18 protein-coding genes and 4 tRNA genes are annotated in these 22404 nt (G+C 66.1%); 19 read left to right on the forward strand and 3 right to left on the reverse strand.

Translation table 11 applies throughout. The features are described from left to right. Nucleotides 1–28: 28 nt before the first annotated feature. The 5 genes from FNZ56_RS12675 (at nucleotide 29) to FNZ56_RS12695 (ending at nucleotide 5363) form a co-directional block, all read left to right on the forward strand. Nucleotides 29–988 carry a ribose-phosphate diphosphokinase gene (locus FNZ56_RS12675; protein ID WP_143880375.1) on the forward strand — a complete coding sequence of 320 codons (960 nt, stop codon included), beginning with the start codon at nucleotides 29–31 and terminating at the stop codon, nucleotides 986–988. Between the two features lie 97 nt (nucleotides 989–1085). Next, nucleotides 1086–1748 (forward strand): 50S ribosomal protein L25/general stress protein Ctc, encoded by a 663-nt coding sequence (locus FNZ56_RS12680; protein WP_143880185.1) that lies wholly within the window; start codon nucleotides 1086–1088, stop codon nucleotides 1746–1748. Between the two features lie 51 nt (nucleotides 1749–1799). Further along, nucleotides 1800–2390 (forward strand): aminoacyl-tRNA hydrolase, encoded by a 591-nt coding sequence (gene pth / locus FNZ56_RS12685; protein ID WP_143880186.1) that lies wholly within the window; start codon nucleotides 1800–1802, stop codon nucleotides 2388–2390. 62 nt (nucleotides 2391–2452) lie between these two features. After that, nucleotides 2453–3544, forward strand: a complete 1092-nt coding sequence (ychF, locus tag FNZ56_RS12690; protein WP_143880187.1) for a redox-regulated ATPase YchF — start codon at nucleotides 2453–2455, stop codon at nucleotides 3542–3544. A 340-nt stretch (nucleotides 3545–3884) separates the two neighbouring features. Beyond that, nucleotides 3885–5363 (forward strand): tetratricopeptide repeat-containing sulfotransferase family protein, encoded by a 1479-nt coding sequence (locus FNZ56_RS12695; protein WP_143880188.1) that lies wholly within the window; start codon nucleotides 3885–3887, stop codon nucleotides 5361–5363. A 64-nt stretch (nucleotides 5364–5427) separates the two neighbouring features. Here the strand turns inward: FNZ56_RS12695 and FNZ56_RS12700 are convergent, their stop codons facing one another. The 3 genes from FNZ56_RS12700 to FNZ56_RS12710 all read right to left on the reverse strand — a co-directional run bounded on the left by FNZ56_RS12700 (nucleotide 5428) and on the right by FNZ56_RS12710 (nucleotide 10216). Continuing rightward, nucleotides 5428–8493 (reverse strand): TonB-dependent receptor, encoded by a 3066-nt coding sequence (locus tag FNZ56_RS12700; RefSeq protein ID WP_143880189.1) that lies wholly within the window; start codon nucleotides 8491–8493, stop codon nucleotides 5428–5430. Nucleotides 8494–8580: 87 nt separating this feature from the next. Then, nucleotides 8581–9645 (reverse strand): FecR family protein, encoded by a 1065-nt coding sequence (locus FNZ56_RS12705; RefSeq protein WP_143880190.1) that lies wholly within the window; start codon nucleotides 9643–9645, stop codon nucleotides 8581–8583. Beyond that, nucleotides 9638–10216, reverse strand: a complete 579-nt coding sequence (locus tag FNZ56_RS12710; RefSeq protein ID WP_143880191.1) for an RNA polymerase sigma factor — start codon at nucleotides 10214–10216, stop codon at nucleotides 9638–9640. The genes FNZ56_RS12705 and FNZ56_RS12710 overlap by 8 nt, the downstream gene beginning before the upstream one ends. A gap of 126 nt (nucleotides 10217–10342) precedes the next feature. On the opposite strand from FNZ56_RS12710, the gene FNZ56_RS12715 reads away from it, so the two are divergent. From FNZ56_RS12715 to rpoB, 14 genes are all read left to right on the forward strand, one after another. Beyond that, entirely contained in the window at nucleotides 10343–11389 is a 1047-nt protein-coding gene (locus FNZ56_RS12715; RefSeq protein ID WP_143880192.1) for a cyanophycinase, read from the forward strand. A gap of 37 nt (nucleotides 11390–11426) precedes the next feature. After that, nucleotides 11427–12461: an isoaspartyl peptidase/L-asparaginase family protein gene (locus FNZ56_RS12720; protein ID WP_143880376.1), complete on the forward strand. Its 1035-nt coding sequence runs from the start codon at nucleotides 11427–11429 to the stop codon at nucleotides 12459–12461. A 119-nt stretch (nucleotides 12462–12580) separates the two neighbouring features. Continuing rightward, nucleotides 12581–12666, forward strand: a tRNA-Tyr gene (locus FNZ56_RS12725). A 20-nt stretch (nucleotides 12667–12686) separates the two neighbouring features. Continuing rightward, nucleotides 12687–12760, forward strand: a tRNA-Gly gene (locus FNZ56_RS12730). Nucleotides 12761–12793: 33 nt separating this feature from the next. Further along, nucleotides 12794–12869: transfer RNA gene (locus FNZ56_RS12735), tRNA-Thr, on the forward strand. Nucleotides 12870–12905: 36 nt separating this feature from the next. Then, nucleotides 12906–14096 carry an elongation factor Tu gene (gene tuf / locus FNZ56_RS12740; protein WP_143880193.1) on the forward strand — a complete coding sequence of 397 codons (1191 nt, stop codon included), beginning with the start codon at nucleotides 12906–12908 and terminating at the stop codon, nucleotides 14094–14096. A gap of 116 nt (nucleotides 14097–14212) precedes the next feature. Beyond that, a tRNA-Trp gene (locus FNZ56_RS12745) sits at nucleotides 14213–14288 on the forward strand. 18 nt (nucleotides 14289–14306) lie between these two features. Next, complete coding sequence (gene secE, locus FNZ56_RS12750; protein WP_143880194.1) at nucleotides 14307–14690, forward strand: preprotein translocase subunit SecE; 384 nt, start codon at nucleotides 14307–14309, stop codon at nucleotides 14688–14690. An 11-nt stretch (nucleotides 14691–14701) separates the two neighbouring features. After that, complete coding sequence (nusG, locus tag FNZ56_RS12755; protein WP_185970752.1) at nucleotides 14702–15286, forward strand: transcription termination/antitermination protein NusG; 585 nt, start codon at nucleotides 14702–14704, stop codon at nucleotides 15284–15286. Nucleotides 15287–15354: 68 nt separating this feature from the next. After that, nucleotides 15355–15783, forward strand: a complete 429-nt coding sequence (gene rplK, locus FNZ56_RS12760) for a 50S ribosomal protein L11 (protein WP_143880196.1) — start codon at nucleotides 15355–15357, stop codon at nucleotides 15781–15783. Nucleotides 15784–15787: 4 nt separating this feature from the next. Beyond that, nucleotides 15788–16486 carry a 50S ribosomal protein L1 gene (gene rplA, locus FNZ56_RS12765; protein ID WP_143880197.1) on the forward strand — a complete coding sequence of 233 codons (699 nt, stop codon included), beginning with the start codon at nucleotides 15788–15790 and terminating at the stop codon, nucleotides 16484–16486. A 454-nt stretch (nucleotides 16487–16940) separates the two neighbouring features. After that, nucleotides 16941–17471 (forward strand): 50S ribosomal protein L10, encoded by a 531-nt coding sequence (gene rplJ / locus FNZ56_RS12770; RefSeq protein ID WP_143880198.1) that lies wholly within the window; start codon nucleotides 16941–16943, stop codon nucleotides 17469–17471. Between the two features lie 49 nt (nucleotides 17472–17520). Next, on the forward strand, nucleotides 17521–17892 hold the full coding sequence (gene rplL / locus FNZ56_RS12775) for a 50S ribosomal protein L7/L12 (RefSeq protein WP_143880199.1): 372 nt from the start codon (nucleotides 17521–17523) through the stop codon (nucleotides 17890–17892). A 290-nt stretch (nucleotides 17893–18182) separates the two neighbouring features. After that, nucleotides 18183–22340 (forward strand): DNA-directed RNA polymerase subunit beta, encoded by a 4158-nt coding sequence (gene rpoB, locus FNZ56_RS12780; RefSeq protein ID WP_143880200.1) that lies wholly within the window; start codon nucleotides 18183–18185, stop codon nucleotides 22338–22340. Nucleotides 22341–22404 lie beyond the last annotated feature (64 nt).

The raw sequence follows: 22404 nt of genomic DNA on the forward strand, positions 1-22404 counted from the left end.
CCACCCCGCCGGGCGCGCGACCATGGCAGTGAAGGACGAACGCAACCTGCTGGTCTTCGCCGGCAACGCCAACCCGGCGTTGGCGAAGGCGGTTTGCCGCGAACTCGGCGTGCGCCCGGGCAAGGCGCTGGTCGGCAAGTTCTCCGACGGCGAGGTGCAGGTCGAGATCGAGGAAAACGTCCGTGGCCAGGACGTGTTCGTGATCCAGCCGACCTGCGCGCCCAGCGCGGAGAACCTGGTCGAGCTGCTGGTGCTGATCGACGCGCTCAAGCGCGCATCCGCCAACAGCGTGACCGCGGTGGTGCCGTACTTCGGCTACGCGCGCCAGGATCGTCGCCCGCGCTCGGCGCGGGTGCCGATCACGGCCAAGGTCGCGGCGCAGATGTTCTCCACCGTGCACGCCGACCGTGTGCTGACCGTGGACCTGCACGCGGACCAGATCCAGGGCTTCTTCGACATCCCGGTCGACAACGTGTACGCCTCCCCGCTGCTGCTCGCCGACATCTGGCGCGCGCACGGCACCGACAACCTGATCGTGGTGTCCCCGGACGTGGGCGGCGTGGTCCGCGCGCGGGCCATCGCCAAGCGCCTCGACGACGCCGAGCTGGCCATCATCGACAAGCGCCGGCCGAAGGCCAACGTCGCGACGGTGATGAACATCATCGGCGACGTCGCGGGCAAGACCTGCGTGCTGGTGGACGACATCGTCGACACCGCCGGCACCCTGTGCGCGGCGGCGGCGGCGCTCAAGGCGCAGGGCGCGACCAAGGTGGTCGCATACTGCACGCATCCGGTGCTCTCGGGCGCCGCGATCGACAACATTTCGAAGTCGCAGCTGGACGAGCTGGTGGTGACCGACACCATCCCGCTCACCGACGCGGCGAAGGCCTGCGGCCGCATCCGCCAGCTCAGCGTCGCCGAGCTGCTCGCGGAAACGGTGCGCCGCATCGCCTTCGGGGAATCGGTCAGTTCGCTGTACGTGGACTGACGGAACAGGGCTTCGGCCCGAACGGCTCTTCTGGTCGCGGAAGAGTCGCCAACGCCGCAGCGATGCGGCTCCATCGCAATGAAGTGAGAAACCGAAAATGGCAACCGAACACAAGCTCTCGGCCAATGGCCGCAAGGACGAAGGGAAGGGTGCGAGCCGCCGCCTTCGCCATGCGGGCATGATCCCGGCCATCGTCTACGGCGGCGAAGACAAGCCGCAGAACATCCAGCTCGAGCACGAGAAGACCTGGGTCGCCAGCCAGCACGAGTGGTTCTACGCGTCGATCCTCACCCTCGACATCGACGGCAAGCCGCAGCAGGTCCTGCTGCGCGACATGCAGCGCCATCCGTTCAAGCAGCAGATCATGCACCTGGACTTCCAGCGCGTCAGCGCCAACACGGCGATCCGCGTCAACGTGCCGCTGCACTTCGTCAACCAGGACAAGTCGCCGGCCGGCAAGAGCGCCGAGGTGGTGTTGACCCACGAGTTGAACGAAGTGGAAATCAGCTGCCTGCCGAAGGACCTGCCGGAGTTCATCGAAGTCGACCTGGCCGAGATGAAGCTCGGCGACACCGTGCACCTGTCGGACGTCAAGCTGCCGAAGGGCGTCGAACTCGCGCACAAGATCGACGACGAGCACAACCCGGCCGTGGCCGTGGCCCGCCATGCGCGTGCCGAAGCCGAAGCCGAGGGCGAAGCGCCCGCCGCCGAAAGCGCCGAAGTGCCTGCCGCCAAGCAGGACGAGGACGCCGCGGAGTAATCCGCGGCAACGCGCGCGTCGCCGTGAGGCGGCGCGTTGCGTCCCGACGCGATGGACGGACTGCGCCTCATCGTCGGGCTCGGCAACCCCGGGCCCGAACACGCCCGGACCCGGCACAACGCCGGGTTCCGTTTTATCGACGCGCTCGCGGACGACGCGGGCGGTCGCTTCGGGCTGGAAAGCAAGCTGTTCGGCGAGACGACGAAGGTCGAATTCGCCGGCCGTTCGCTGTGGCTGCTGAAGCCTGCGACGTTCATGAACCTCTCCGGAAAATCGATCGCCGCGGCACTGCGCTACTGGAAGATCGAACCGGAAGAGATGCTGGTCGCGCACGACGAACTCGACCTGCCGCCCGGCGTGGCGCGCTTGAAGTTCGACGGCGGCCACGGCGGCCAGAACGGTTTGCGCGACACCATGCAATTGCTCAAGCACGGCAAGTTCCATCGCCTGCGCATCGGCATCGGCCATCCCGGGCACAAGGACAGGGTCACGCCGTGGGTGCTGGGAAGGCCTTCGGTCGCGGACGATGCGCTCATCGGTCGCGCCATCGACGATGCGCTCGCAGCGCTGCCACTCGCCGTGCAGGGAAATTTCATGGATGCGATGACGAAGTTGCATACGAAGCAAGGGGCTGGGAGCTAGGGACTGGGGTTTGGCCGCGTGAAGCCAGTCCCCAGTCCCCAGATCCTAGTTTCGGAAACATCATGGGCATCCAATGCGGCATCGTCGGCCTGCCGAACGTCGGCAAGTCGACCCTGTTCAACGCGCTGACCAAGGCGGGCATCGCCGCGGCGAATTTCCCGTTCTGCACCATCGAGCCCAACGTCGGCGTGGTGCCGGTGCCGGACCTGCGCCTCAATGCGCTCAGCGAGATCGTCAAGCCGCAGAAGGTGATCCCGACCGCGGTCGAGTTCGTCGACATCGCCGGCCTCGTCGCCGGCGCGGCCAGCGGCGAAGGCCTGGGCAACAAGTTCCTCGCCCACATCCGCGAAGTGGATGCGATCACGCACGTCGTGCGCTGCTTCGAGAACGACGACGTGATCCACGTCAACAACAAGGTCGATCCGATCGCCGACATCGAGACCATCGACACCGAACTCGCGCTGGCCGACCTCGAATCGGTGGACAAGGCGATTTCCCGCTACGAACGCGTGGCCAAGAGCGGCGACAAGGACGCGAAGGCGCGCATCGACGTGTTGCAGAAACTGCGCGCGGCGCTTGACGAAGGCAAGCCGGCCCGCTCCGTGTCGTTGACCGACGAGGAACGCGTGCTGGTGCGCGAGCTGTTCCTGCTGACGATGAAACCTGTGCTGTACATCGCGAACGTCCTCGAAGACGGCTTCGAGAACAACCCGCACCTAGACGCGGTGCGCGCACGCGCGCAGCAGGAAGGTGCCGAAGTCGTGCCGGTCTCGGCGGCGATCGAGGAAGAGCTTTCGCAGCTCGACGACGCCGACCGCAACGAGATGCTGTCCAGCTACGGCCTCGACGAGCCTGGCCTGAACCGGGTGATCCGCGCGGCGTACAAACTGCTCGGGCTGCAGACCTACTTCACCGCCGGCGAGAAGGAAGTGCGCGCGTGGACGGTCAAGGCCGGCGCCACCGCGCCGCAGGCCGCGGGCGTGATCCACACGGATTTCGAGAAGGGCTTCATCCGCGCCGAGACCATCGGCTACGACGACTTCATCAAGTACAAGGGCGAGGCCGGAGCGCGCGATGCGGGGCGGCTGCGGCTGGAAGGGAAGGAGTATCGCGTGCAGGAGGGCGATGTCCTGCATTTCCGCTTCAACGTCTGATCGCACCTGCTGCGCTCGCCAATCCGGGCACGCGCGAGGTGCTCGCTCCCTCATGGACTTCATGTCCACTTCGGTCGCTGCGCGCCTGCGCGCATCCCGGCTTGGCTTCGCTCGCGACGGTGCGATCCCGTATCCGACTTCGCCAGCTCGCCCGGGCGGTGTTGGCGCACCGCCTCGCGCCCAGTTATTGGCTTCAGCCAACTCCTTCGCGCTGGCCCGTCGCCTTCGCGGCTGGTCTTCGCCCGCTGTGCCGATGATTCGGGACCACGTTCGGCCATTGCTGGCTGAGTTGGGCGATAGGACGATCCGCATGAATGCATGGCGCATGGGACACTAGGCCATGTCTTTGCAATCCACCGCAGACCTGCTGCGCGCCAGCGATGTGCTGCTCCGGCAGGATCGTTATCGCGATGCACTGGGTTGCGTGCTGCAAGCCTTCGCGCTGGCGGATCGCGAACCGGCCCTGCTGATCCCGCTGTGCCAGCGGCTGCGACGTTTCAATGAATGCGGGCGCGCGCTGTCGCTGATCGCGAAGGCCGATCCGGATCGCTTTCCTTCCGCGGCCGAGCGCACCGAACTCGCATCGCTGGCCAGTCGTTGCGGCGACCAGGCGCTGGCGGAAGCCTGGATCGATCATGCGGTTCGCATCAATCCGGTGCATGCGCCGGCGCAATACCTGCGAGGCGTGGTCGCGATGTTCCGCGGCGACATGGCGCAGGCGCGATTCGCGCTGTCGGCCTGCCTCGCCATCGCGCCGGATTTCGCGCAGGCGCACTGGGTGTTGTCGACCTTGCCGGACGACCACGGCACGGGCGATGCCGATGCGCCCGCTCGCATCCGCGCCAGCCTCGCGCGAACGCAGCCCGGCGGCGTGGACGAGGCTTACCTGCAATTCGCGCTGCACAACGCGTTGCATGGGCTCGGTCGCTACGACGAGGCGTGGAATGCGCTGGAGCATGGTTGCGAACTCAGGGGCACGCAGATGCCGCACGATCCGCGCGCGGCCGAAGCGCTGTTCGCCGGCCTGGAATCGCTGTACACGCCGGAATTCCTCGAGCCGGTCGTTGCGCCGGTCGGCGACTACACGCCGATCTTCATCGTCGGCATGCATCGCTCCGGCACCACGTTGCTCGAACGCATCCTTGGCGGCCACCCGCTGGTCGCCGATGGTGGCGAAAGCTATGCCTTCACCGCGCAACTGGATCTCGCCGCCGACCACAAGGCAACCGGCGCGATCGATGCGACGACATTGCAGCGCATCGCCGCCGCGGATTTCACCGCCATCGGCGCGGGGTTCCTCGACGCTTCGCGCTGGCGCGCGCGTGGTCGGCCGTTCCTCACCGAAAAACTGCCGGCGAACCTGCTCAACGCCGGGCTCATTGCGAAGGCATTGCCGCAAGCGAAGCTGATCCGAGTGGTGCGCGACCCGATGGACACCTGTTTCTCCAACCTGCGCACTTTCTTCACCGGCGCCGCCACGTACTCGCACGACCAGGCGCAACTCGCCGCGCATTTCCTTCGCTGCGAATGGCTTGCGCAGCATTTGCACCGCACAATGCCTGGACGCATGCTCGATATCGCGTACGACGACCTCGTAAGCGGCACCGAAGCTGCGGTGCGGCGTGTGTTCGATTTCTGCGGCCTGCCGTTCGCACCGGAAGCGCTGGATGTCGGCCGCGCTTCGGGCGATGTCGCCACCGCGAGCACGACCAGCGTGCGCGAAGGCATCCTGCGCGACCGCGGCGGCGCGTGGAGGCCCTACGTCCGCCGGTTGCAGCCGATGCGCGAAGCACTCGAAGCATCGCGGACCGGTGTTTGAACGCCGCAAACGAAAACTTCCCCATGCGGGGAAGTCTTCGGCTGGCACGATGGGGCAAGGGGGGTCAGAGCGGGCTGCCGCCGAGCTTCCAGGTGAATTCGAGGAAGTAGCTGCGCCCGACCGAATCGAACCACGAAATGTCGTAGTACGGGTACGAGGTATAGGTCTTGTCCTTCGGTGGCATCTTGTCGAACAGGTTGTCCACCGCCAGCGACAGCTGCATGCGATCGTTGATCCGGTATTGCAGGGAGCCGTTGTACAGCATGGTCGCGCCGATCCATGCGCCACCAGCGGAGGTGTCCGGATCCCAGACTTGGTCGTAGGAGTCCGACGACGGCAGGCGACCGATGCGCTGGGCATGCAGGGTTGCCGACCATGCATTCCTCTCCCACCCGATCGATGCGGTGGTCTTGGTCTTGGGGACGTCGTAGCCGCTGTTGACCGCGAAATGGTCATTCAATGGATCGTCTTCGGACTCGCGGCTGTCGTGGCGGGTGAAGAGCGTGTGGGTGAGGCCGAAACGCCAGGCGCCGATCGCACTATCCCAGCGGAAGTTCGCGGCCAAATCGTAGCCCGCCACGCGCTGTTCCGCGATGTTGATGGGTTGGTAATACACGCCGAGGAGATCGCCATTCTCGTCGCGAAGCGCGCGCGGCACCGCATCAAGGCATATCGGTGAATTCGGATCGATGAACCCGTCCCGACAATTTGCTTCGGCAAGCATGATCTTGTCGGGATCCATTTCCTCGATTTGGTTCGAGACCTTGATGTTGAAATAGTCAACCGAAAGGTCGAAATTCGCCGAAGAAGAAAGTGGAGGGGACCACACGAAGCCCGCGGTGAATGACTTGCTGGTTTCGTAGTCGAGGTTCGGGTCGCCCGTGCGCTGGTTCCGCACGCGCTTGCGACTGCAGTCGGCATCGGATGTGTAGTCGTCCTCTTGGCGGCAAGTGTAGTAATCGCGCTGTCGTGAACGGAAATAATCCGTTTGCGCAAACAGATAGTGGAGATCCGGGGCGCGGAAGCCCGTGCCGTAGGATCCACGGAGCAGGAGGGCATCGATCGGTCGCCATTCCAGGCCCAGGCTGTAGGTGAACTTGCCCGGTGATTTGTCGCCATAGCTGTACTGGTCGTAGCGGCCGGCCATGCTCAGGGTCAGCGGTTGGAAGACCGGCACGCGGAATTCGCTGGCGATGCCCCAATGGCTGCGGTCGCCGTGGCCGTCGCCATAGCGCGCGCCGTAGTAGTAGTCGGTGAGCGCCAGCGGGTCCGGATGGATGTCGTAGGCTTGGGTGCCGTATTCGACATTGCCGGCGAATCCGACGTCGCCGGCCGGAAGATGGAACAACGAGGTATTGTCGATGGTGAAGGAAAGCGTGTCGCTGCGTGCGGTCGGCTTGAACACCGAATCAGCGGTGATGCTGTCGTACTGGGCTTGCGTCAACGGCTTGTAGAACTGGTCGGAATCCGGGGAAAAGATCGCGTAACCATAGTCGTCCACGCCTTGCTGCGGCCCGAGCAGCAGCTCGTTCGCCTTGCTGGCGACGATGCGCGGATAGCTCACGGTCGCGTGGTACTGCGAATGGTTGAACAGGGCCTCGTAGTCCCAGTCCTCGCCGATGGTGCCCTTGAAGCCGGTGGCGATGCTGAGGGTCTTCTGCGTATCGTGGGTCATCACGTCGTGGAAGCCGCCGGACTCCTCGGGCGTGAACTGCCGGTACCAGTACTCCCAGGTCTCGCTGTTGGCGTTGTAGAAGACGCCGCGGTCGCCGTCCTCAGTCTGGCCCTGGTACTGCCAGGTCAGCGGTTGATACATCAGTTCCACCTTGGCATAACCGAGCTGCACGTCGGCGAACCAGGAGAGCTTGTCGTTGATGTCGAAATTGAAGGAACCGTAGGCGTTGACGCTCTTGCGGCCGCTTTCGATCGTGCCGTAACCGATGGATTTGTCGCTGCCGCAATAGAAACCGTAGTCGCCGGATTCCGGGAACGTCGAGCCCCCGTTGAGGCTGGGGTCGCACTTGTCTTCGTCTTCGGGGAACGAGGTGCCGCCAAACCAGTCGAAGCGCTGGAAGATCCAGGGGGCTTCCTCGTCAGGGTCGGGGCTGTCGAACGAAGAGTCCTGGATCTTGCGGTCGTAGGCCCACAACGGCTTCTTGTCCAGCAATTCGAGTCCGACGATGCCGCTGAAGTTGCCGCGTTCGAAGCCGGTGGTGAGGGTGAACTTGTTGGATTCGCCGCCGCCGCGCGCGGTATCGCCGTAGCGATAGTCGAGTGTCGTGCCGTCGGCCGACTTCTTCAGGATGAAGTTGATCACGCCGGCCATCGCATCCGAGCCATAGACCGCCGATGCGCTGCCGGTGAGTACTTCGATGCGATCCACCATCCCCAGCGGGATGTTGCCGATGTCGGTGAAGTTGCTGCGGCCGCCCAGCGGCAAGGGGAAATCCGCGATGCGGCGACCGTTGATCAGAACCAGCGTCTTGTTGGAGCCCAGACCGCGCAGATCGACTTGTTGCGCGCCGGGCGTCGTGGCTGCGCCCAAGGAAGATTGCGGGCTCTGAGTTTCGCCGCCGTTCTGGGTCAGCGAACGCAGCACGTCGGGGACGCTGGTGAAGCCCGCGGATGAAATCTGTTGTGCGGTGATCACGGTGACCGGCGCCGGTCCCTCGACCTCGGCGCGCGGAATGCGCGAGCCGGTGACTTCGATCGATTCGAGTTTCGCAGGTTCCGGGGGCGGTTCTGCCTGGGCAGGGGCGGGTGCCGGAGCGGCCGCGGGTTTGGTGGCCGCCGGAGCAGGCGGTTCCTGCTGGTCGGCCTTGACGATGACCACGGCGCCGGAGGAGGAGTCGCGATGGACGCCGTATCCGCTGCCCGAGAGCAATTGTTTCAACGCGTCGTCCGGCGACACGGTGCCGTGCACGCCGCGCGTGCGCGCGCCCTTGAGTTGGTCGGCCCGGTACAGGAGTTGGGTCCCCGATTGCGCGGCGAGCGCGTCGAGGCCGCTGACCAGGTCGCCGGCCGGGATGTCGATGCGGCGCGGGGCGGCCTCGGCCTCCTGTGCCCAGGCGAAGGACGTGCTGATGCAACCCAGTGCGATGAACAGCGCGGTGCGTGTCGGACGATTCAAGGGAACCCCCTTCCCAAGGATTGGCGGCGCGGTGCGCCGCTCAATGGAACCGAGACGAGCGAGCCGGATCGATCCCGCCCCGTCGCCTTACTCGTGGTAGTGCAGGACGATGCGGTCGCCCTGGCGCTCGGCCCGGACCGGGAATCCGGCCTCGAGCAGGCGCACGAAACCGTCCGCGTTCGCCCAGTTGAAATTGCCGCCCACGCGCAGCGCCGCGACATCCGCATCCCCCATCACGATGCGCTTCGCGCCGTAGCGGTTGAACTCGGCCGCGGCGGTGGCGAGCGGCGTGTCGCGGAAGGCGAGGACGCCGCTGCGCCAGCTCAGGGCGCGTTCGGCTTCGTCCGGCGTGCCGAAGCGCAGCGAAGTGCTGTCGGCGTCGATTTCGGCCACGCTGCCAGCCGGCAGGAAGGTGGTGGATTGCCCGTCCGGTGCACGCGGGTCAGGCGATTCCAGCCGCACCAGGCCTTCGGTCACGACCACGCGCAAGCCGTCGCTGTCGCGGCGCACCGCGAAACGGGTGCCGACGGCGACCACTTCGCGGCCATCGACATGCACCACGAAGGGCCGGCTTGCATCCTTGGCCACGGCGAAGAACGCCTCGCCGTGCTGCAGGTCGATATCGCGTTCCTGGCGCGACAGCGCGACGCTGACCACGCTGTCGCCGCTTAGCGTGGCGTGCGATCCGTCGGCGAGCGGGACTTCCTCGAGGGTGCCGAGCGCGGTGCGGTAGGTCTGCTGTTCGACATGGCCGCCCTGTTTCCACGCGAACGCGACGATGGCGCATGCCATTGCGCATCCCGCGAGCGCGAACAGCCAGCCGCGACGGCGCGTCGCGGCGGGGCGACGGGCGAAATCCAGCGCCGCGGGATTGAGCGCGGAAGGTGCGCTCGATGCATGGTGCGCGATCGGCCGCGTCCAGTTCCAGTCGCCGCGCGCGGGCATGTCGCCGGCGACGACGCCGGCGCCCACCGCCTTCAGTCGATTGGCGCCGCGCCAGGCGGTGTCCAGCCGCAGGTAGGCGACGCGATGCGCGGTCTCGGCATCGCGCCAGGCGGCGAACGCCAGTTCGTCGCGCGTGGACCAGTCGGCGCGGTCGCGCCGTGCCAGCCATCCGGCGGCCTCGCGCTCGATCCGGATGCTCTCATCCATGTTCCTGTCCATCGTCCTGTCCGCGCTGTCGTTGCGCGCGCTGCTTTCCCCGCGGCACGCCCGCTTCGCCGAACATGTAGTCGGCGATCAGCCTTGCGCCCTTCGCAACCTGCTTCTCCACCGTCTTTTCGGCGACGCCCAGGCGTCGCGCGACCTCCTTCTGCGGCAGCTCATCCACCTTGCGCAGCCACACCACTTCGCGGCAGCGGTCGGGCAGGCGGTCGAAGGCTTCGGCCAGCCGGCGCAGCGATTGCCGTGCGTCGTGCCGCCGCTCAGGGCCCGCTTCGTCCACCGGGACGTTCAGGGATTCGAAATCACCCACGGCCTCGATCGAGACGATGCGTCCGCGGCGCAGCCGGTCCGCCATCAGGTGTCGCGCGGTCGTGAACAGGAACGACTTCGGCTGGTGCGGGCGTTCGCGGCGCGCGGCCTCGTAGACCCGCACGTAGGCTTCCTGGCGCAGGTCGTGGATGTCGTCGGCGTGCGCCCAGCAACGGCGCAGGTAGCGCAACAATGCGTCCTCGTGAACGAGGATTTCGCGTGCGAACCAGGCGTCGACGTGTTCGTCCATACGCGGACATTACGCCATCCACGATGGCCTGCGTGGGGGAAGGCGGGGTTTCGTCCGTCCCGGTTGCAGGTGCCTGCGTGATTCATCCCGGGCGCGAACCGCCAACACAACGCGAAGGAACCCGAGATGCCGGCAACCCACGTTTTCGTCCGCGCGCTCGCGGCATGGCTGCTGTCCGCCACGGCGCTGGTCGCTTGCGCCGCCACGCCGCCGCGCGCGACCGCGACCGGCAATGGCTACGTGGAATACGACATCGGCAACGCATCCGCGCCGACGCCCGGGCAGGTGCAGCCGGGCCTGATGCTGGTCGGTGGCGGGGACTGGCCCTACGACGCGGTGCGCTGGATGAACGAGCGCATGGGGCATGGCCATCTCGTGATCCTGCGCGCGTCCGGCGACGTCGAGGCGCAGGAAGAGTGGTATCGCGACGTCGGTGGCATCGCCTCGGCGCGCACCTTCGTCTTCAGCGATCGCAGTGCCGCGAGCGATCCGGTGGTGCTCGATGCGATCCGCAAGGCTGATGGCGTCTTCATCGCCGGCGGCGACCAGGCCAACTACGTGCGGTTCTGGAAAGGCACGCCGGTTGCCGAAGCGCTCGATGCGCACGTGCGCGCGGGCAAGCCGATCGGCGGCACCAGCGCCGGCCTCGCGATCCTCGGCGCATGGGGATATGGCGCGATGGATGGCGGCAGCATGGTGTCGGAAGACGCGCTGCGCGATCCGCTGAACCCCGGCATGACCCTGGTCGACGATTTCCTGCACATGCCCTTCCTCGAACACGTCATCACCGACACGCATTTCTCCAAGCGCGAGCGGCTGGGGCGACTGGTCGCTTTCGTCGCGGATTTGCGTGCGCGCGGCGTGAACGACATCGTCGGATTGGGCGTCGACGAAGGCGCGGCGCTGTGCGTCGACGGCGATGGTATCGGCCGGCTGTTCACGCCGATTCCCGGCGACGCGGCCTGGCTGGTGGTGCCGAGCGCACCGGCCTCAAGGCTGGAAGCCGGCAAGCCACTGGAAATTTCCGGCGTGGATGTCACCGGCGTCGGCGTCGACAGCCGCATCGACCTACGCACGCTGCAGGTGACGGCGCCCGCGTTCCGGCGCACCGCCGATGCGCACGACGGCAAGCTGCAGGTCCGCGATGCCGGACCGGCAACCGGTGATCGATAGAATCCGTTTCGAACACCATCTTTCGAGGAACGAGCCCATGACCGGTTTGCGTGCGCTATGTATCGCCATTTCCCTCGGGCTCGTCGCGCCGGCCGCGCTGGCGGCCGAACCCGTGCTGGTCATCCACGGCGGCGCCGGGCTGGAGCGGAAGAGCGTCACGCCGCAAGACGAGGCCGCGATCCGCGCCGCACTCACGCTGGCGCTGAAGAAGGGGCATGAAGCGCTTGCTGCCGGAAAACCGGCGATGGATGCGGTGACCGCGGCGATCACCGTGCTCGAGGACGATCCGCACTTCAACGCCGGCAAGGGCGCGGTCTTCACCCACGACGGCAAGAACGAGCTCGATGCCTCGCTCATGGACGGCGCGACCCTGCGCGCCGGCGCGGTGGCGAACGTCCACCACGTGAAGAATCCGATCCTGCTGGCGCGTGCGGTGATGGAGCATTCCCCGCACGTGATGATGGTCGGCGACGGGGCCGAGATTTTTGCCAAGGAGCAGGGGATAGGCTTGGTCGATTCCAGCTACTTCCGCACCGACCGGCGCTGGAAGGAGCTGCAGGAGGCGCTGAAGGAAGACGCCGCCAGCGGGCAGGCGATGCGCGACCCGGAGGCCGCGACCAAGCACTTCGGCACCGTCGGCGCGGTTGCCCTGGATGCCCAGGGGCACTTGGCCGCGGGCACGTCCACCGGCGGCATGACCGACAAGCGCTACGGCCGGGTCGGGGATTCGCCCATCATCGGCGCCGGCACCTATGCCAACGGCCAGTGCGCGGTGTCCAACACCGGCTGGGGCGAATTCTATATTCGCGTCGCAGCCGCCCATGAGATTTGTGCCCGGATGGCCTATTTGCACGAAACCCCGGCCCAGGCCGGCGAAGCCGTGATCATCAAGCAGATCCCCGCCCTAGGCGGGGACGGCGGTGCCATCATCCTTGCCGCCGATGGCACCGCGGCCCTGCCGTTCAACACCGAGGGCATGGCCCGCGGCTGGATCGGCAGCGATGGCGTGCCGCACATCGCCCTATATTCAAGCGATCAACTGACTCCGCCTGGCGCGACGCCCGCGCCCTGAGCTTGCCGGCCCGAATCCGACGCTCCGGCGTCGGATTGCTCTGTCGCATACGAATGCCGTTGACATGAACGGCTCCGCACATGAAAATTGCGGGCTGTTTCACCGGACTTCGATCGACCGGAGGGATACCCAAGCGGCCAACGGGGGCAGACTGTAAATCTGCTGGCTTACGCCTTCGGTGGTTCGAATCCACCTCCCTCCACCACTCCGGAAGCTTCAACCGGCGCGGGAGTAGTTCAATGGTAGAACTGTAGCCTTCCAAGCTACTAGCGCGGGTTCGATTCCCGTCTCCCGCTCCATTGATTTCCCGCACCTGCAGCACCACTTACATCGCTCACGTAGCTCAGTCGGTAGAGCACCTCCTTGGTAAGGAGGAGGTCGATGGTTCGATTCCATTCGTGAGCACCACATTCGAAATTTCACGTACATCCAAGAGACGCAGCCATGGCAAAGGGTAAGTTCGAGCGCACCAAGCCCCACGTGAACGTGGGCACGATTGGTCACGTGGACCACGGGAAGACGACGCTGACGGCGGCGCTGACGAAGGTGGGCGCGGAGCGTTTCGGTGGTGAGTTCAAGGCCTACGACGCGATCGACGCGGCGCCGGAAGAGAAGGCGCGCGGGATCACGATCTCGACCGCGCACGTGGAATACGAGTCCCCGACGCGCCACTACGCGCACGTGGACTGCCCGGGCCACGCCGACTACGTGAAGAACATGATCACCGGCGCGGCGCAGATGGACGGCGCGATCCTGGTGTGCTCGGCGGCCGACGGCCCGATGCCGCAGACGCGCGAGCACATCCTGCTCAGCCGCCAGGTGGGCGTGCCGTACATCGTGGTGTTCCTGAACAAGGCCGACATGGTCGACGACGCCGAGCTGCTCGAGCTGGTCGAGATGGAAGTGCGTGAGCTGCTGTCGAAGTACGAGTTCCCGGGCGACGACACCCCGATCATCTCGGGTTCGGCGCGCCTGGCGCTGGAAGGCGACCAGTCGGAGATCGGCGTGCCGGCGATCCTGAAGCTGGTCGATGCGCTCGACAGCTGGATCCCGGAGCCGGAGCGCGACATCGACAAGCCGTTCCTGATGCCGGTGGAAGACGTGTTCTCGATCTCGGGCCGCGGCACGGTGGTGACCGGGCGCATCGAGCGCGGGATCATCAAGGTGGGCGACGAAATCGAAATCGTCGGCATCCGCCCGACCCAGAAGACCACGGTCACGGGCGTGGAAATGTTCCGCAAGCTGCTGGACCAGGGCCAGGCGGGCGACAACGCAGGGCTCCTGCTGCGCGGCACCAAGCGCGACGACGTGGAGCGCGGCCAGGTGCTGTGCAAGCCGGGCAGCATCACCCCGCACACGGACTTCGAGGCCGAGGTCTATGTCCTGTCCAAGGACGAAGGCGGCCGCCATACCCCGTTCTTCAAGGGCTACCGTCCGCAGTTCTACTTCCGCACGACCGACATCACCGGTGCGGTGACGTTGCCGGAGGGCGTGGAGATGGTCATGCCGGGCGACAACATCAAGATGGTGGTGAGCCTGATCAACCCCGTCGCGATGGACGAGGGCCTGCGCTTCGCGATCCGCGAGGGTGGCCGCACCGTCGGTGCCGGCGTCGTCGCCAAGATCCTGAAGTAAGGCCACCGCATGGGCGGCCGGTTCGCCGGCCGCGCAGGGACGAGGCGAGCGGATTTCTTCCGTTCGCCATCGTCGTTTAGAGGAAGCCGCGAAATCCGGTACGGCGGAACCGACATACGCCAGTAGCTCAATTGGCAGAGCAGCGGTCTCCAAAACCGCAGGTTGGGGGTTCGAGTCCCTCCTGGCGTGCCACCCCACAAGCAGGAATCGATGAACAGCAAGGTCGCACATTCCAAGACCGCGGTTTCCGCCGCCGACATCGCCAAGTACGCGCTGGCGATCCTGTTGGTGGCCGCGGGCGTGTTCGCCTTCTACTGGTTCGCGAACCAGTGGGCGGTGGCGGTGCGTGGCCTCGCGGTTGCCGCGGGCCTGGTGTTCGGTGGCCTGGTGTTCCTGGCCACGGCCAAGGGCCGCGAGGTCCGCGAGTTCCTGGGCGAGGCGCGCTTCGAGCTGCGCAAGGTCGTGTGGCCGAAGTGGTCGGATGCGAGGCGCACGACCGTGATCGTGATCGCGGTGGTGATCGGGGTGAGCCTGATCCTCGCGGGGTTCGATGTGGTCATCCAGTGGCTGGTCAAGTTGTTGCTGGGACGTTGAGGAGCGAGTTGGTGACGGACGTGGAAACTTCGGTGGACAACAAGCGCTGGTACGTGGTGCATGCCTATTCCGGTTTCGAGAAGTCGGTGGCGCAGGCGCTGCGCGACCGCATCGCGCGCACCGGCATGCAGGACCGCTTCGGCGAAGTCATGGTGCCGACCGAGGAAGTGGTGGAGATGCGTTCCGGCCAGAAGCGCCGTTCCGAGCGCAAGTTCTTCCCCGGCTACGTGCTGGTGCAGATCGCCACCCACGACGAGTCCGGCATCCCGCGCATGGACAACGAGAGCTGGCACCTGGTCAAGGAAACGCCGAAGGTGATGGGCTTCATCGGCGGTACCGCAGACCGTCCGCTGCCGATCCGCGATGAGGAGGCAGCCGCCATCCTCGACCGCGTGCAGGAAGGCGTGGAGAAGCCCAAGCCCAAGGTGCTGTTCGAACCGGGCCAGATGGTGCGCGTCACCGATGGTCCGTTCAACGACTTCAACGGCGTGGTCGAGGAAGTCAATTACGAAAAGAGCCGCCTGCGCGTGGCGGTGCTGATCTTCGGGCGCTCGACGCCCGTGGAACTCGAATTCGGCCAGGTCGAGAAGGCCTGACCTTTCACCAACGGAGGAGTCCCGCAGCCGCGAGGCGTGCAGACGCTTGAACTCCAGGAGTCAATGCAATGGCAAAGAAAGTCATCGGTTACATCAAGCTGCAGGTGAAAGCCGGGCAGGCGAATCCCTCGCCGCCGGTCGGTCCTGCCCTGGGCCAGCGCGGCCTGAACATCATGGAATTCTGCAAGGCGTTCAACGCCGCCACGCAGAAGCTGGAACCGGGCCTGCCGATTCCGACCGTGATCACCGCGTACTCGGACCGCACCTTCACCTTCATCACCAAGACGCCGCCCGCGACCATCCTGCTGAAGAAGGCCGTGGGCATCCAGTCCGGTTCCAAGCGCCCGAACACCGAGAAGGTGGGCAAGGTCACCCGCAAGCAGCTCGAGGACATCGCCAAGGCGAAGGAACCCGACCTGACCGCGGCCGACCTGGACGCGGCGGTGCGCACCATCGCGGGCTCCGCCCGTTCGATGGGCCTGACGGTGGAGGGCTGAGGACATGGCGATGAACAAGCGACAGAAAGCGATCCTCGCCGCAGTCCAGCCGGGCAAGGCCTATCCGTTCGACGAGGCGATCAAGATCGTCCAGACCGCCACCAAGGCGAAGTTCGTGGAATCGGTGGACGTGGCCGTGCGCCTCGGCGTCGATGCCAAGAAGTCCGACCAGCAGGTGCGCGGTTCCACCGTGCTCCCGGCCGGCACCGGCAAGAGCGTGCGCGTGGCGGTGTTCGCCCCCGCGGGCGCCAAGGCCGATGAAGCCCTGGCCGCCGGCGCCGATATCGTCGGCATGGACGACCTCGCCGAGAAGATGACCGCCGGCGACCTCAACTACGACGTGGTCATCGCCACGCCGGACGCGATGCGCGTGGTCGGCAAGCTCGGCCAGGTGCTGGGCCCGCGCGGCCTGATGCCGAACCCCAAGGTCGGCACCGTGTCGCCGAACCCGGCCGAGGCGGTGAAGAACGCCAAGGGCGGCCAGGTGCGCTACCGCACCGACAAGGCCGGCATCATCCACTGCACCATCGGCAAGGCTGATTTCGAAGCCGGCAAGCTGAAGGACAACCTCGAAGCGCTGCTGCACGACCTGATCAAGGCCAAGCCGTCCAGCGCCAAGGGCACCTACCTGCAGAAGATCGCGATCAGCTCGACCATGGGTCCCGGCGTCATCGTCGACCAGTCCAGCCTCGCGCTGAAATGAGTTTGAAGCGCGAGACCGGGCATCCTGCCGCGGCTCGCGCTGACACGGTCGCGGCATAGCCGCGCCACGTGTCGACGATGCGGCGGCACGCCGCCGCATCGGCCAGCACATCCTTGTGCTGGTGATGACGCAGCGATGTGTCATCGCAACAAAATTTTGAGGGCATCGCGAAGGTTCGCCGGAGCGAAAGCCGTCAAAGACCGCAGGTGCGGTCAGCGCGCGAAGACGACGGGCACGGAAGCTCGGCACGGCAGGGAGTCGTCGTCATCGCTAGCGGGATCGCCTAATCGGAACCCTTCGGGGCGATGGCCTGCGTAGATGGTGCAGCCCCCTCTGGAATTTTTCTGGAAGGGCCACCACCGGGACGCGCGAGCGTCCCCGATGCCAACGGACGGCGTCGCCCAGGACCGCGAGCGGCAGGAGCCGCGAGCGGAGTTCATTTGGAGGAGTGCTAATGGCTCTGAATCTCACCCAGAAACAGGATGTAGTGGCCGAAGTGGCGAAAGTCGCCGCCTCCGCGCACTCCCTGGTCGCAGCCGAGTACGCGGGCACCACGGTCGAACAGATGACCGCGATGCGCAAGAAGGCCCGCGAAACCGGCGTGTACTTGCGGGTTGTCAAGAACACGCTGGCGTCGCGCGCAGTGGCGGGCACCGAATACGAATGCGTCCAGGACGCGCTCGTCGGCCCGCTGCTCTACGCGTTCTCGACCGAGGAACCCGGCGCCGCCGGGCGCCTGATCAAGGAGTTCGCCAAGGGCAACGACAAGCTCGTGGCCAAGGTCGTGTCCGTGGAAGGCAAGTTGCTGCCGGCCGCGCACGTCGACGTGCTGGCCTCGCTGCCGACCCGCGAGCAGGCTCTGGCGATGCTGGCACGCGTGCTGGCCGAGCCGGCGTCGATGTTCGCCCGCGTGGTCAAGGCCGTGGCCGACAAGCAGGGTGGCGGCGACGCCGCGCCTGCCGAGGCCGCCGAAGCGACCGCTTGATCCTTACCCGAAACCCATTTCGAAACAAAATTTCCAGAGGTAAATCGCAATGTCCCTTTCCAACGAACAGATCGTCGACGCCATCGCCGCCAAGTCGCTGATGGAAGTGATGGACCTGGTCAAGGCCATCGAAGACAAGTTCGGCGTCACCGCCGCCGCCCCGGTCATGATGGCCGGTCCGGCCGCTGGCCCGGCTGCTGCGGTCGAAGAGCAGACCGAGTTCACCATCGTGCTGAAGTCGGCCGGCGACAAGAAGGTCGAGGTCATCAAGGCCGTCCGCGCCATCACCGGCCTGGGCCTGAAGGAAGCCAAGGACCTCACCGAAGCCGGTGGCACCGTCAAGGAAGGCGTGTCCAAGGAAGACGCCGACAAGTTCAAGAAGGAACTGGAAGCCGCTGGCGCGACCGTCGAGGTCAAGTAAGCGTTGTCCCGTCGCCGGCGGTAGCGGCGACCTGCCAAGGCTGGGGACGAAAGTCCCCGGCCTTTGGCCGTTGTTGAAGTCAAGCGTTACGCGACACCCCACAACTACATTCGACGTCGGGAAGTAGCAAGAGAGGGCGTGCTGGTGCCGGCAATACCAGCGACTCCCCGATGTCTGGTCCCAGGCAAATGCATGCCCGGACCGTCCCTGGGCGCGACCCGAGTCGCGCCCGCCGGTTGGCCAGAAGCCATGCCGCGCTCCACACGCAACATCACGAGGCGCCCACTCTCATGACGCAGCAATACTCCTTCACCGAAAAGAAGCGCATCCGCAAGGATTTCGGCAAAAGCCGCTCCATCCTCGAGGTGCCGTTCCTGCTGGCCATCCAGGTCGATTCCTACCGCGAGTTCCTGCAGGAGAACACCGAACCCTCCAGGCGCGAGGACAAGGGCCTGCACGCCGCGCTGAAGTCGGTGTTCCCGATCTCCAGCTACAACGGCTACGCCGTGCTCGAATACGTCGGCTACAAGCTCGGCGAACCGGTGTTCGACGAACGCGAGTGCCGCAACCGAGGCCTCAGCTACGGTGCGCCGCTGCGCGTGACCGTGCGCCTGGTGATCTACGACCGCGAGTCGTCGAACAAGGCGGTGAAGTACGTGAAGGAGCAGGAGGTCTACATGGGCGAGATCCCGCTCATGACCGACAACGGCACCTTCATCGTCAACGGCACCGAGCGCGTCATCGTCTCGCAGCTGCACCGTTCGCCGGGCGTGTTCTTCGACCACGACCGCGGCAAGACGCATTCGTCGGGCAAGCTGCTGTACAGCGCCCGCATCATCCCCTACCGCGGCTCCTGGCTGGACTTCGAGTTCGACCCGAAGGACGCGCTGTTCACCCGCATCGACCGCCGCCGCAAGCTGCCGGTCAGCGTGCTGCTGCGCGCGCTGGGCTACAACAACGAGGAGATGCTCAACGAATTCTTCGAGGTCAACACCTTCCACATCGACCCGAAGGAAGGCGTGCAGCTCGAATTGGTGCCCGAGCGCCTGCGCGGCGAAACCCTCGAGTTCGACCTCGCCGACGGCGACAAGGTCATCGTCGAGGCCGGCAAGCGCATCACCGCGCGCCACGTGAAGCAGCTCGAGGCCTCGGGCATCGCCGCGCTGGCCGTGCCCGACAGCTACCTCGTCGGCCGCATCCTCTCGCACGACGTCGTCGACGCGAACACCGGCGAATTGCTGGCGAGCGCGAACGACGAGATCAGCGACGAGCACCTGGCCAAGTTCCGCAAGGCCGGCGTGGCTTCGGTCGGCACGCTGTGGGTCAACGACCTCGACCGCGGCGCCTACCTGTCCAACACCCTGCGCATCGACGCGACCAAGACCCAGCTCGAAGCGCTGGTCGAGATCTACCGGATGATGCGCCCGGGCGAACCGCCGACCAAGGACGCGGCGCAGAACCTGTTCCACAACCTGTTCTTCACCTTCGAGCGCTACGACCTCTCGGCCGTGGGCCGGATGAAGTTCAACCGCCGCATCGGCCGCAAGGAAGTCACCGGCGCGCCGGTGCTGTACGACGCCAAGTACTTCGCCGACCGCAAGGACGACGAGTCCGCGCGCCTGCGCGAGATGTGCGGCAACGGTTCCGACATCCTCGATGCGATCCGCGTGCTGACCGAGATCCGCAACGGCCGCGGCGTGGTCGACGACATCGACCACCTCGGCAACCGCCGCGTGCGTTCGGTCGGCGAAATGGCCGAGAACGTGTTCCGCGTCGGCCTGGTGCGCGTCGAGCGCGCGGTGCGCGAGCGCCTGACCATGGCCGAGGCCGATGGCCTGACCCCGCAGGACCTGATCAACGCCAAGCCGGTCGCGGCCGCGGTGAAGGAGTTCTTCGGCTCCTCGCAGCTGTCGCAGTTCATGGACCAGAACAACCCGCTGTCGGAAGTGACGCACAAGCGCCGCGTGTCGGCCCTCGGCCCGGGCGGCCTGACCCGCGAGCGCGCCGGGTTCGAAGTGCGCGACGTGCACCCGACCCACTACGGTCGCGTCTGCACCATCGAGACGCCTGAAGGCCCGAACATCGGCCTGATCAACTCGCTGGCCGTGTTCGCCCGCACCAACAAGTACGGCTTCCTCGAGACGCCGTACCGCAAGGTCGTGGACGGCCGCATCACCAACGACGTCGAATTCCTCTCGGCGATCGAGGAGAACGAATACGTCATCGCCCAGGCCAATGCGCCGCGCGACGGCAAGGGCAACATCACCGCGCCGTTCGTCGCCTGCCGCTACCAGGGCGAATCGATGCTGCGCCCGCCGAGCGAAATCCACTTCATGGACGTCTCGCCGATGCAGACCGTGTCGGTCGCGGCGGCGCTGGTGCCGTTCCTCGAGCACGACGACGCCAACCGCGCGCTGATGGGCGCGAACATGCAGCGCCAAGCGGTGCCGACGCTGAAGTCGCAGAAGCCGCTGGTCGGCACCGGCATCGAGCGCGCCGTGGCGCGCGACTCGGGCGTGACGGTGAACGCGCGCCGCGGCGGCACGGTCGAGCAGATCGACGCCGCGCGCATCGTGGTCAAGGTCAACGAGAACGAGATCTCCGGCGAGCACGATGCCGGCGTCGACATCTATTCGCTGATCAAGTACACGCGTTCCAACCAGAACACCTGCATCAACCAGACCCCGCTGGTGAACGTGGGCGACGTGGTCGCGCGCGGCGACGTGCTCGCCGACGGCCCGTCCACCGACATCGGCGAACTCGCGCTCGGCCAGAACATGCTGGTCGCGTTCATGCCGTGGAACGGCTACAACTTCGAGGACTCGATCCTGCTCAGCGAGCGCGTGGTCGAGGAGGATCGCTACACCACGATCCACATCGAGGAACTCACCGTCCAGGCGCGCGACACCAAGCTGGGGCCGGAAGAAATCTCCGCCGACATCCCCAACGTCTCCGAGAGCGCGTTGAACCGCCTCGACGAGTCGGGCGTGGTGTTCATCGGCGCCGAAGTGCGTGCAGGCGACATCCTGGTCGGCAAGGTCACGCCCAAGGGCGAGAGCCAGCTGACCCCGGAAGAGAAGCTGCTGCGCGCGATCTTCGGCGAGAAGGCGTCCGACGTGAAGGACAGCTCGCTGCGCGTGCCGCCGGGCATGGACGGCGTCGTCATCGACGTGCAGGTGTTCACCCGCGACGGCATCGAGAAGGACAAGCGCGCGATCAAGATCCAGGAGGAGGAAATCCGCCGGGTCAAGAAGGACTTCGACGACCAGTTCCGCATCCTCGAGGCGGCGATCTACGACCGCCTGCGCGGCCAGCTGCTGGGCAAGACCGCGAACGGCGGCCCCGGTCTGAAGAAGGGCGACACCGTCACCTCGCTGGTGCTCGACGGGCTGAAGAAGTCTGACTGGTTCCAGCTGCGGATGAAGGACGAGGACGCGGCCGAGGCGGTCGAGCGCGCGCAGAAGCAGATCGACGCGCACAAGGCCGAGTTCGACAAGCGCTTCGCCGACAAGCGCGGCAAGATCACCCAGGGCGACGACCTCGCCCCGGGCGTGCTGAAGATGGTCAAGGTGTTCCTCGCGGTGAAGCGCCGCATCCAGCCGGGCGACAAGATGGCCGGCCGCCACGGCAACAAGGGCGTGGTGTCCACGATCGTCCCGGTCGAGGACATGCCGTACATGGCCGATGGCCGCACCGTCGACATCGTGCTGAACCCGCTGGGCGTGCCGAGCCGAATGAACATCGGCCAGATCCTCGAGGTGCACCTGGGCTGGGCCGCGAAGGGCCTGGGCCGCAAGATCGACCGCATGCTGCAAGAGCAGGCCAAGGTCGCCGACCTGCGCAAGTTCCTCGACGAGATCTACAACCACGATCGCGCCACCGCGGAACAGCGCGTCGACCTCAAGCAGTTCAGCGACGAGGAATTGCTGACGCTCGCGGGCAACCTGACCGACGGCGTGCCGATGGCGACGCCGGTGTTCGACGGCGCCACCGAGTCCGAGATCAAGGCGATGCTGACGCTCGCGGACCTGCCTACCCACGGCCAGTCGCAGCTGTTCGACGGCCGCACCGGCGATGCGTTCGAACGCATGGTCACGGTCGGCTACATGCACATGCTGAAGCTGAACCACCTGGTCGACGACAAGATGCACGCGCGCTCGACCGGCCCGTACTCGCTCGTCACCCAGCAGCCGCTGGGCGGCAAGGCGCAGTTCGGCGGCCAGCGCTTCGGCGAGATGGAAGTCTGGGCGCTTGAAGCATACGGCGCGGCCTACACCCTGCAGGAAATGCTGACGGTGAAGTCCGACGACGTGCAGGGCCGCAACGCCATGTACAAGAACATCGTCGACGGCGAGCACGAGATGGTCGCGGGCATGCCGGAATCCTTCAACGTGTTGGTGAAGGAAATCCGCAGCCTGGCGATCAACATGGAACTCGAGGAGCACTGAGTTTCGCGAAGGCGCGGCGGTGACGCCGCGCCGACACGCAAGACCCATTGCCCTCGACCCGGAG

The sequence above is a fragment of the Lysobacter lycopersici genome (genome assembly GCF_007556775.1).
Taxonomy (GTDB): domain Bacteria; phylum Pseudomonadota; class Gammaproteobacteria; order Xanthomonadales; family Xanthomonadaceae; genus Pseudoluteimonas; species Pseudoluteimonas lycopersici.